Source organism: Desemzia sp. FAM 23989 (genome assembly GCF_045528345.1).
GTDB lineage: Bacteria > Bacillota > Bacilli > Lactobacillales > Carnobacteriaceae > Desemzia.
In genome coordinates this window covers 51948-63894 of sequence record NZ_JBGQQT010000017.1, presented here as the reverse complement: position 1 = coordinate 63894, position 11947 = coordinate 51948, and the positions used below count along the sequence as shown (strand labels likewise).

Here is an 11947-nt window from a genome sequence, read left to right as displayed (position 1 = left end):
AAATCGTTCAATCCTGCCAACCTTTAAAAATATAGACCAAAAAGCCTGATTTCAAAATTGAAAGTAAATCAGGCTCTTTGTCGTGTCTTCCTTTTTTTCTGCAGCGTCCATTATAACGGGCTTACCTCTTATTAAATAGGTAGGGTCCTATTCTCAGAAGGCTCTTATCCGACGAATAGCAGCCCTCTCGAGCAGTAAAAAACATATAAAGAAGTTATCCATTCTTCTACTACAATTTCTATTTGATGATCAGCATATCATTGTCATCAAATTCCCAATCTTCTCCATAGGCCACTTCCCAGTAGATGCCATCAGGATCTTGAAAATAACCGCTGTATCCACCCCAAAAAACGACTTCCGGCTTTTTAACGATCAACGCTCCCGCTTTTTCTGCCAAAGCAAAGATCTCGTCCACTTCTTCTTTTGATTTTCCATTATACGCCAGTGAAATACCGTTAAATCCTTCTACAGGACTAATCGGCTGAGGAGACTGGATATCTTTTATTAATTCTTCCAAAGGAAATAGGGAGATTTTAGTTCCGTCATTGTTAATAAAGACCACTTCAGGCGATGCTTCTGTTCCAATAACTTTCACATCAAACCCCAAACCATCTCGATAAAAATGTAAGGACTTCACAATATCTCTTACACCTAACGTAATCAAATTCAATCGGTTCATGTATTTTCCTCCTGAGTTAGCATATGCCACACTTTCTGTAAAAATTGGCCGCTTTTTTCTTTTACTACTACATCAAATCGGTCCATTCCAGCTACATCCGTTTGGTTAATCAAGATCGACTGATTTCCACGAAAATCATCTAACAAATAAGCAGCCGGCATGACATTCAAGCTTGTACCAATGACCATCAATAAATCAGCTTCTTGAATAGCTTTTATGGCACCGCTAAGCACTTGCTGATCCAGTTGATCTCCATATAACACAATATCAGGTCTCACTACATTACCTTTACTTTCTACTGCTATCCCTTTTTCATCCCAACGTACCTCTTCTTTTACGACGGATTTATGGGTATTGACAGATTTCCATTTGGTCGCATTGCCATGTAATGAGAACACTGTTGAACTCCCAGCAGCTTCATGCAAATTGTCGATATTTTGCGTTACTATCGTCACTTGCTTCCCTTTTGCTTCCAGCAATTGAAAAAATTGATGCCCAAAGTTGGGTTCAGCATCTGGAAAATCTAACGTATTACGGTAGTTTTCAAAAAACAGTTCCGGATATTGTTCAAAAAAAGGCACACTTAGCGCTTCTTCACCAGTATAGTGTGTGCCAGATAACTGATCCAAAAAACCGCCTGCTGAACGAAAATCCGGCACTCCACTTTCTGTACTGATTCCCGCTCCCGTGAAAGCCACAATTCGTTTTGAATCTTGAATCATTTGCGCTGCTTTGTTTACTTGCTCGCTCAATTTACCATCCTTTCAGATTCTCAAAACCACTTATTTTTATCCTCTTTTTTAGTTACAAAAACTGCCAAATTATCTAAGGTCAAGTTCCATCCATCTTCATGGTCCTGTTGAGATATCTTATTTTCTTCTGTTTCTCCGGCTTAAGCATACTCCGGATCTAAATAAGTTAATGTAAGCCGAAATTTCCTCCCTCCCCATGGTTCAAAAAGATCTAGGTGACCACTCATGCCAGCAGGAGGGGGCCCCACCTTTTTTCCTTCCGTTCAACTTCAGCTCTTATTTTTATTTCATTATATCGAAAAAAGCAGCTAAAATAACTTAAAACCTCTTGTACTTTCTATAAGGATTCTACAACATTTGACGCTGGCGTTCCTATAGTTTTCCCTAAGCAACCCACAGGCCGGAGAAAATTTCTTACCATCGCTAGAATATAAAGAGCCTCTATTAGCTGCTTTTACGTCCTGCTATAGTTATAGAAAAAGCGAACCGCAGAAGATGCTTAAAGTCTCCGGTCCGCTGATGGTGCATTTCTAATTAAGCTAACTGTTTCTCTCTGACAATACCTTCTATTTCAGGCTGTTTTTCTTCTTTAGGCATTTGTTGTTGATGAAGCCTTGCATAGGTAATCAGATCATCACGCAACGTTTTTTCATTTTCGCCTTCTATCATTTGTAAAAACGCTACGATATCTGTTAGTGGTTTCTGAACTGCTTTTCCGACAAAAATTTTGTCAAACACTTTTTCTCCAGTATTCTCACTGGCGATTAACAGTTCTTCATACAATTTTTCGCCTGGTCTGATTCCCGTTTCGACCACTTCGATCTCGTTGTCTGTATAGCCGCTGATCTGCACCATTTTTCTGGCTAAATCAACGATTCTGACAGGTTTACCCATATCCAGCACGAAAATTTCACCGCCTTTTGCCAATGCGCCTGCTTGGATGACCAAACGACTAGCTTCCGGAATCGTCATAAAGTAACGGGTCATTCGAAAGTCTGTCACAGTAACAGGCCCTCCCGCTTTGATTTGTTCCCTAAACAATGGTACTACGCTTCCTCTGCTTCCTAATACATTTCCAAAACGGACAGCTGCGAAATTCGTACCGCCCGGCTCATTCAAACTTGTCACGATCATCTCTGCCAAGCGTTTAGTAGCCCCCATAACGTTTGGAGGATTAACTGCTTTATCCGTTGACACCATAACAAAAGTTCCTACACCAGCTGCTTTTGAGGCTTCAGCAATATTCTTTGTCCCATAAACATTATTTTTAACGGCCTCAGCAGTATTCAGTTCCATCATAGGAACGTGTTTATGTGCCGCCGCATGATACACAATATCCGGTTTGTACAGCTTCATCACTTCAAACATTCTGGCACGATCTTTAACATCTGCAATCACGGGAATAATCTCAATTTTCCCACCATATCGTTTGTTCAATTCACGATGAATTTGATAAATAGAATTTTCGCCATGTCCTAAGAGAATCAGTTTTTGAGGAGAAAATGAAGCTAAAATACGACTGATTTCAGAACCGATTGAACCCCCGGCTCCACTGATCAATAAGGTTTTTCCGCTTAATTCTCTAGCTAATTGTTTCGTATCTAACGTAACTTCATCTCTTCCTAATAAATCAACTACATCTACTTCACGAAAACGTTGGACAGATAGTTTGCCGCTCACTACATCTTCAATCGAAGGCATCAGATTGACTGTCGCTTGACTTTGGTTGCACAATTCAAGGATTCTCTCCAGATCCTCAGGCACTAACGAGGGAATAGCAATAGTGATTTGTTCGATCTCTTGAACAGCTACCAAATAAGGAATGTCTGCAGTCCCACCTAAAATAGGAACCCCGAATACACGCATGTGGTGTTTAGCCGCATCATCATCCACGATTCCGATCAACTGGATCTCAGGTAAATGTTTCTGGCTGTTTTTGATAAATAAGCTGCCGCCGTCCCCAGCTCCTACCACTAAAGTCCGTATTTTTCTGACGGGAACTTGGCGTTTCTTCTTAAAACCGTCCATTTCACTCTTAGCTTTAACAAAAACAAACTTGCCGCCTGTCACTAGAAGCGACAAGAAATAAACCAGCAGAATAAATTGGACACGTGCACCGCTCGTTAAAAATAAAGATAGAGTAGCAGAGATCGCGATAGAAAGAGTAAAACCTCCCATCACTTTGATCATTTCTTTAATATCCGTATACCGATAAATCATCGCACAGGAATCCGTCCAAAGTGAAAATACACTGTAACTGATCCAAATAGTGGTTAAGAAGAAAAAGGCAAATGGAAGTGGGATAAAAAGCAGGTTTTCTAAAAAGATGTAGGCAACCGTCCAAGAAAGAAAGAGCAACAGGTGGTCTAACCCTAAGTCTATCCATTTTCTTGCGATGGGGTAACGTAAAAATGCGGGTTTATAAAAAACCGTTCGAATATCTTTTTGCGGCATATCTTTTACTGGCCATTCTCTCTTCATATCTATACTCCTCCATTCGTCTTTTGCTGAATCATATGGGGACGATATCAATTTTCAGTTTGACTATAATAAGTACCAGACATTTTTTTATTTCGCGGCTTGTCATTAAAGACCGCTCCAACGACATTCGCATGAACACGCTGCAGCATTTCTTTTGCTTGCAGGACTTCATTTAGATGAGCTGAATCGTGCCGGATCACAAAGATGGTTCCGTCAACTTTGCTCGCCATGATTTGAGCATCTGTAACAGGCAGAATAGGCGGTAAATCAAAGATAATCAAGTCATAATGTTCCTTAAAGTACTGCATCAAGATATTCATTTGCTTAGAAGCCAACAACTCAGATGGGTTCGGCGGCTGAATGCCGCTGGTCATTAGAAACAAGCGCTGGTGTTCTAAGGGATAAATGACAGAAGCTGGATTGGGCCTTTCATCCGTTAAAATAGTGGACAACCCTTTTTGATTGGAAACTTGAAAAATACTGTGTAACGAAGGTCTACGCATGTCTGCATCAACCAACAAAACTTTTTTTCCTTGAGAGGCAAAGAGAACAGCGACATTGATAGCAGTTGTCGTTTTTCCTTCATTCGGCCCACTCGATGTAAATTGGAGCGTTTTCAGCTTTTTATCTACCATTGAAAACTGAATATTGGTGCGCAATGTTCGATATTCTTCAGCGATAAAGGATTGTGGTCTCGTCATCGTTACGATCTCATAAGCTGTATTCCTTGGTTCTGTTTTCTTTTTATTGAACAAGTTATTGAGCACTTGGGGAAAGTTATCGAACATGGCTGGGCTCCTTTTCTGCTCGCTCATTTTCTTCTATCTGAGCGTTATTGACCGACTTTTTTTCTTCTTCTGCTCGTAGAACAAAGGCTTTGGGCATTTCAGAGATTGTTCCCAGCTGAATCCAACCCAGCTTTTCTGTAATCACTTTTTCATCATGGATCTTCGTATCCAGCATAACTTTCATCAAGCTGATACTGATTCCAACGATCAGACCGATCATTGTCCCGATCAATACATTAAAATTCGTACGAGGCGATATCGGTGTGGAGTTGATCTTAGCCGCAGATAAGATCGCTACGTTTTCAACATGTAAGATATTACCCACATTTTCTTGGAAAGTCGTCGCAATCAAATTAGCTATCTCAGCCGCTCTATCGGGACTGTCATCCACTACTTCAATCTTGAAAATCTGCGAGTCTTCTTGAATAACGATAGACATTTTCTCTATCAATGCTTCTTCTGTCAATGGTTCATCCAGTTCGCTCAACACTTGATCAATCACCACAGAATCTGTTAAAATATCGCGATACGTATTGATGATTTGGATGTTCGATTGGATATCATTCAAGTCCATGTTTCCTTCTTCTGTATTTGGACGATTGACAAGCAGCTGTGTCTTAGCTTGGTACTGGGGGGTGACCAGGTAAACAGTCGTATAATAAGACAACGCAAAGCCTAATATTCCTGTACATAAGATGACCAGCCAATTTTTCTGAACAATTTTAAGCAACTCGATGAAGTCAATTTTTTTACTCATCGTATTCCCTCCCGCTTTTCGTAATCGTTAGTGGTCTTTCTACTTGTTTTCGTCTCCATATCAATTCTTTTGCCGCAGCCAACAAATAATGGATGCTGCTCGTTTTGATCATCAGGGATGCCCCAAAATAGAACGCTGCACCCGTAGTAGCTTGTAAAATCAATGTAGTTAAACTGCCTAGTTGCAAATACCCTAGCGGATAAACAACTATCCCCATTGCGACGGAGAGCATCAGGTAAGGCAAAATGGTCATCAGTTGTTCCTTTACACCATAGTCCAATAATTTTTTATTCGGTCGAGCATTTAAAATAAACGTTGCGATAGAAATGACTGGCTCGAAAGCAACAATGACATAAATACCAAATGGAATACTAATGAACAGGCAAATTAGACTCAAAACCCTTTTGATAACTTCCAATTTCAAAATCAAGTCGCTTTTTCCAAGAGAAGATATGGCTACAATATTGGTAATGTGCAGAGGATAAAAGGCATAGGCTAAACTGATCAGTTGGATCAATGGAACAGAAGCCAACCATTTATCGGTCAGCAGAGTGGTTACCAGTGCCTTTGAACAAATGATCAATCCCGTCATCAGCGGGAAAATAATCAGGGAACTGACCTGTAATGAGCGTTTCATCATTGATCGGATATGCGGCTTATCCTCTTGACTAGCGGACATAACGGGGAATAAAACAGTGGATAAGGAGTTATTGACATTATTGACGATGATACTGGGGAATTGATTTGCCCGATTGTAATATCCCAGCATAGTGGGGCTGATCACCTTTCCAATCACCAATCCGTATGAGTTGGTGTACAAGGTGTCCAGTAAAGTTGAGGTCAGCATCTTCCAACCGAAAGAAAGCAGTTTTTTGATGCGTTGAAATGAAAAAATCAGCTTTGGCCGCCAGCTCACTGTAAACCATAATACGAAAGTGTCAATAAAAATGTTGGAGAGCTGCTGCCCAACTAATGCCCAGACACCAAATCCTTCATAGGCTAGATAAACGCCTACGACACCAGAAATGAGTGTGCCGCTCAAGCTGCTGAAAAAGAACTTTTTAAATTGCAGTGTGCGGGAAACAATGGCGTATTGGATCGAGTTTAAGGGGCCGCAAAATAAGGAGAGTGCCAGCACTCGGATAACGGGAACTAACTGGAGTTTGCCATAAAAGCCGACAATGACAGGGGCTGTCAAAAATAAGCAGATATACAGCAGAACGGTTAAAAAAGAACTGAAATAAAAAGCTGAAGCGTAGTCCAGTTCATCTATTTCTTTAGCTTGGATCAGCGCAGTCGTAAAACCGGTCTGAATAAACACATTAGCCAAAGCGATAAAAATAGCGATCAGAGCGATCAGACCATAATCTTCGGGAAGAAGCAGACGAGCCAACATCAATTGAATGATGAATTGGATAACCTGATCTCCTCCTCTTTCCAAGAGTTTCCAGACCAATCCGGACAATACATTTTTTCTAGTCGCAGTTTCCTTCATTTGCTCATTCACTTCCTTAGTGGTCTGAACGAATCATCGCCAACCGATTATTTTCTTCTATCTGAACAGGTTTTGCCAGACTGTTAATGCCGATCAAGACTAAAAAGAGATGAACGCCGAAGTAATGCATGATGAAGGAATCTAATGCAAAGTTGGTGATCAGCAGCAACAACAGTGTAATGGATGAATAGTGGAAAAAGGATAAAGAGGTCTGCCGCTTCAGATTAAAACGCAAAATGGAATTCATTTGGAAAAAGAGCTGCAATACAATCAAGATTCCCACTATTCCTAAGTAATACCAAGCAATGAGATACATATTATGTGAAATCTCACCATTCAAGTATTCTCCAGTGACACCATTTCCAAATACCATCAATTTAAAGTCTTTTGTTATTCCGTACAAATAGTGGAGCCAAATTGTGGAACGTCCTGTAGTTAATGAGGAAGCATCTGTTCCTTGACTTAAAAAGCGGAACAGAAATGCTTCATAAAAGTAATCTTTTGCGTAGATAAACCCCACTGCCAATAAGCCTGTCAACAAGAACAAGACTTTTATCAATTGCTTCAGATCTGTTTTGACTAGTTGCAGCAGAAGAAACGTCAACAGTAATCCCAGACTCAATAAAAACATTTTAGAAAGAGACAAAAGGCCAAAGATGATGAGCAGCAAAGACAGCAAGTAATCAATCAGCTTTGCTTCTCTTGCCAACACCAACATCACCAGACAAGATAAACCGATCAAAATTTGGATCGCATAGTAATTGGGGTCAATGTCGAGTCCTGAAAAACGGCTATACAGTTGCCCTTCTGTATTGACTGTGTATGCAGTAGCGTAGCTTTCGAGATAAGTCCTGATCCTAGGAATGAATGAACCGAGGAACGTTATCACGCTGGAGACCGCCAGTCCCGCAGCATAGGTTCTGGCACAACTCTTGAACGTATCGCGCTTTTCAATGAAGATCACTGCTAAATAAACTGCAGCAAAAGTTGCCAGGAAACTAACCGCCCCTTTTAAAGAAGTCGAAGCATTCAACATCAATGAAAAAAGAATATAACCTACAAAAAGCAGCATACTGATTAAGTAATAAGGCGGAATTTGAATTCGATTCATCAAGATCGTCATCAGCATGATCAGACAATACATCATAGTAATGACCGTAAATAAGGAAGTCTGAGTAAAATGAAACTTGATGGCATACGCCCACGGTGTAAAAAACAACAGCAATTTGATTTTATTCTCTGGCTTTTCCAACAGCATTCCTACCCCTGCTGTTGCTAAAAAAAGAATTAAAAAGAGATTGCTTCCTGAAATCATTTTAAGTAGTACAAACAAGGTGCCAAAAAAGCAACTCATACTGCTCGCATTGACGAATGGTGTTTTGCTTGATTCTATTTCCATAAGGACTTCACCTCTTCTGTTCTAACTGCTGACTATCCCTTCTTTTCTAATACGATATCCAGCTGCTCCATAGCCATTTGATTCGTTAGCGGATGTTTTTGAATATAATTTTTAAGTTGCTGAATCTTTGCAGGATCTTCCAACAGCCTTTTCAGCTGTTGGTACAAATCTTCGATATCCATTTTAGTGATGATTCCGTTGCAGCCCGACTCAACTTGCTCTGCAGCTGCTGCATAAGGAGTCGTAACTACTGGAACACCTAAGATCAATGCTTCATTGACGACCATTGGATACCCCTCATATTGCGACGTCAGTACAAATAAATCACTTTGCGCTATTGCAGGGTACGGATTCAACTGTGAACCGCGGTATACGATAAAACGCTCTAGTCCAGCCAATTGAATTTGTTCTTGATTGCTTTTTAAATCTGGCCCTTCCCCAATGATCTCCCAATGAAAGTTCGTTACCTTGTTTTCAATCAACTTTTTCCCAACTTCTAAAATACGATCCAGCCGTTTTTGTTGATTATCGATGCGAGCTACTGTCACTAGTTTTATAAGTGGCGTATCAAGAGGGATCTGCATTGCTGATTTGATAGACTGTGCTTTTTCTAGAATCTCTTCTAAAGGAAAAAAGTTGTAGACCGTTCCAATTTTACCGGCATATTCTGGTAAAAATTGTCTGAATTTCACAGCACAAGCTTCCGAAACACAAATGATCCGATCGAAATTTCCATATACTCGGCGGCAATGATCTACTTCAAAATGCCCTTCAAATGGATCGTTGTGAATCCAAGCGATCTTTTGTCGAGCTTCTACAAAGTCTGCTACGTATTGATTGGTTCCTTGATTGAAGTAGCCATGTGGGATATCTGTAAAATAGGAAATCGCAACATCATAGCCCCCAAACATTTTTTGACGCTTGAACAAATCAGCATAGAATCTATGAGGATTTTTAATCCGAACTGCCATTGTTAGTCCTAATCGATACCAATAATCGAAACTGTTTTTTTTCTGGGCTAGTTTATGATAAGGCGTAGCCACTAACTGCAATCCCTTAGTACCTTGGTAAAAATTCACTTCTGGAGGCACTTCTGAAGCATAGTCCCCAGTGCCGAATAAGAAAAGATCGATCGTATGTTGTTGCTTGACCAGTTCTTTTAATGTATTGACCAAAGCAATCTGGACACCACCTTGCTGCAAATTTTGTCCAACAAAGAGAATTTTCATCTTACTTTCTCCTTTCCCGACATAAACGCCATCAACATTTATGTTTTTTTATCTTCCATCAGTAGACCTATCTTTTTACGAGCCTTGAAGCAGTCGGCAGTAAAAATCGGGTCGTAAGATAAAATAAGTGTGTGCGTCTTTTTTTTATCAGCTGGTAATAAACTCGTTTGTAGCGATTCATTTTCTCTTCTTCCATGTAAGGGAAACATCCTTGCAGTTCTTGGTGTCCAAATAGTTCCTTCAGCTGCCGAATCGTTGCTCGATAAGAAGCCGGGTTTTCTTCTGAACAAATATTCAATGCCTGCCATAAGCTGATAGAGACCTGCCTTCTGCGCAATTGCTGCTCCAATGATAATTCCTGACTGATTGGCTGGCAATACTGATCAATAGCAACTGTGGCACTGTCAAAATTTTTATTGGGTTGGAATCGACTCGTGACAGATTCAATTTGTTTTCGATAGCCGTATACGTGCTGGTCACTCAAATAGCAACAGCTGGTTGAATGAAGCAGGTACATGACATTGAATAAACCATCTTCATTTAAAGCCACTTCTTCTTGAAACCGAATGTGATGCTGCTCGATCAATGCTCTTTTGTACAAAGCTGCCCCCACCGATCCAAATAAGATGCCGGATAAGGTCCCATCGTCGATCAATTGTGACCTGAGCTCTGTTACAGGATAGATTCCTCCTGGTATTCGGGGTCCGCGATAAACTTTTCGATCATTGTAGAGGTAAAAATAATTGGCAAAAACAACCTCTACTTGTTTTTCTTCGAGTGTTTGAACGAGTATCTCTAACGCCTCTTCAATCAGCGTGTCATCAGCATCCAGAAAAGCAATGTATTCGCCTTTTGCCCATGCCAGACCTAGATTTCTAGTTGCCGAGACTCCTTCGTTTTCTTTATTGATCACAGTGACTCGTGAATCCTGTTGCATAAAATGCCGACAAATAACCGCTGAGCTGTCAGAAGATCCATCATCTATTAGCAAAACCTCGATATCTGTCAACGTTTGTGCTAAGACACTTCTAACACAAGAAACTAAAAATGCTTCAGCATTGTAAATCGGAACAATGACACTCACTTTTGGATTGATCATGTTTAACACCCTCATCTTGTCGTTTTCTTTTGTTCTGAGGTCAACGTTGCTGCGGTAAAAGACATGGAGATCGCCGTCTGCAACGTTTCTTGATAAAGAGTTTTCATTTTAAGCGAGATCGTGTTGATGCCGTATTGCTGTACCAGCTCTAAGCTCTGAGCTCCAAATGATTTACGCAGAGCTTTTGATGCATACAGCTCCTTGATTGCTTCAGCAAACTGAGCCGCTTCTTCTTCGACCACAAAACCGTTTTGTCCGTTGCGAACCAAATCTCGGTTTCCACGGCAGTTGCTGACTACTAAGGGCAGACCAGTTGCCATTCCTTCCATGATATTGACGGGCAGTCCTTCTTGTTTGGAAGAAGAAACTACGACATCCGCCATCTGCATCAGTTGGTTCACATCTCCACGGTAGCCTAATAGTTCAACTTGTTCTTCCACCCCAAGTTCACTGATTTGGTGAATATACTGTTCTCTTTTATCTCCTTCTCCGACCAACAGCAGCTTAAGATCTGCTATATCCGGTGCCAGCAACTTTGCAGTTTCAATAAGTACCCGTTGATTTTTCCGGGTGCACAATTCGCCGACATAAATCAGAATAAACGCCTCTTTTGGGAAACCAAGTTTTGTTCTGACCTCTTTTCGAAGTGCATCATTCGTGGGGATAAAACGCATTTGATCGATCCCTACTCCTTCCATCATAGTCAGATAACCGACTTTAAATTTGCGAAGGTGAGCCGCTTCATAGTCTTCTCCATTAATAGTGATCAAGCAGTCGGTATAACGCGCTAACCATTTTTCAACTGGATAGTACAACAGCCAATTTTTTCTAGGAGCCCCATTAAAGAAATGAAAACCATGAGCCGTGTAAATAACTTTTGTGCCGCTTTTCCGAGCTTCTGCAGCAGCCAGTCGAGTCAACACACCTCCTATTGGTGAATGGCAATGGATCAAAGCATAGTGTTCTTGGTCAAAGATTTTTTTGATGTGAAAAAATACTTGCAGGTTGGTTTTTTTCAATGGATTTCGGTCTATTGCAACATCAAAGACCGTTACGCCTTTAGCTTCTAACTCTTTTCTAAACTGTTGGTTCCGGCCTGTTGGCTTTTCACTGTCTTCAGCAAAATTAGCTAGTACGTGGACTTCAAGCCCCATTTCTTGCAGCAAGCGAATGTTGTCGCGATTAAAAGATGAGATCATAGGAGCGATGGATGCCATCACTAAAGCTTTTGACATACTGGATTCCTCCTTTTTCAATGAATGGTTGAG

Annotated in this window: 10 protein-coding genes; all 10 read right to left on the bottom strand. The window is 40.7% G+C overall.

Translation table 11 applies throughout. The annotated features are described in order from the left end of the window. Nucleotides 1-238: 238 nt before the first annotated feature. Complete coding sequence (locus tag ACEN36_RS09890) at nucleotides 239-679, bottom strand: VOC family protein (protein ID WP_407096543.1); 441 nt, start codon at nucleotides 677-679, stop codon at nucleotides 239-241. Beyond that, nucleotides 676-1431: an NAD-dependent protein deacylase gene (locus ACEN36_RS09885; protein WP_407096544.1), complete on the bottom strand. Its 756-nt coding sequence runs from the start codon at nucleotides 1429-1431 to the stop codon at nucleotides 676-678. The genes ACEN36_RS09890 and ACEN36_RS09885 overlap by 4 nt, the downstream gene beginning before the upstream one ends. Nucleotides 1432-1965: 534 nt before the next feature. Beyond that, nucleotides 1966-3912, bottom strand: a complete 1947-nt coding sequence (locus ACEN36_RS09880) for a polysaccharide biosynthesis protein (RefSeq protein ID WP_407126517.1) — start codon at nucleotides 3910-3912, stop codon at nucleotides 1966-1968. A gap of 47 nt (nucleotides 3913-3959) precedes the next feature. Then, a complete protein-coding gene (locus ACEN36_RS09875; protein WP_407126516.1) occupies nucleotides 3960-4700 on the bottom strand; it encodes a CpsD/CapB family tyrosine-protein kinase in 741 nt (246 codons plus the stop codon). Continuing rightward, complete coding sequence (locus ACEN36_RS09870; protein ID WP_407126515.1) at nucleotides 4690-5457, bottom strand: YveK family protein; 768 nt, start codon at nucleotides 5455-5457, stop codon at nucleotides 4690-4692. The genes ACEN36_RS09875 and ACEN36_RS09870 overlap by 11 nt, the downstream gene beginning before the upstream one ends. Further along, entirely contained in the window at nucleotides 5450-6952 is a 1503-nt protein-coding gene (locus tag ACEN36_RS09865) for a lipopolysaccharide biosynthesis protein (RefSeq protein WP_407126514.1), read from the bottom strand. The genes ACEN36_RS09870 and ACEN36_RS09865 overlap by 8 nt, the downstream gene beginning before the upstream one ends. Nucleotides 6953-6968: 16 nt before the next feature. Beyond that, nucleotides 6969-8351 carry a hypothetical protein gene (locus ACEN36_RS09860; RefSeq protein WP_407096548.1) on the bottom strand — a complete coding sequence of 461 codons (1383 nt, stop codon included), beginning with the start codon at nucleotides 8349-8351 and terminating at the stop codon, nucleotides 6969-6971. 32 nt (nucleotides 8352-8383) lie between these two features. Continuing rightward, nucleotides 8384-9580 (bottom strand): glycosyltransferase, encoded by a 1197-nt coding sequence (locus ACEN36_RS09855; protein ID WP_407126513.1) that lies wholly within the window; start codon nucleotides 9578-9580, stop codon nucleotides 8384-8386. Between the two features lie 67 nt (nucleotides 9581-9647). Further along, on the bottom strand, nucleotides 9648-10679 hold the full coding sequence (locus ACEN36_RS09850) for a glycosyltransferase family 2 protein (protein ID WP_407126512.1): 1032 nt from the start codon (nucleotides 10677-10679) through the stop codon (nucleotides 9648-9650). 11 nt (nucleotides 10680-10690) lie between these two features. Beyond that, on the bottom strand, nucleotides 10691-11914 hold the full coding sequence (locus ACEN36_RS09845) for a glycosyltransferase family 4 protein (RefSeq protein ID WP_407126511.1): 1224 nt from the start codon (nucleotides 11912-11914) through the stop codon (nucleotides 10691-10693). Nucleotides 11915-11947 lie beyond the last annotated feature (33 nt).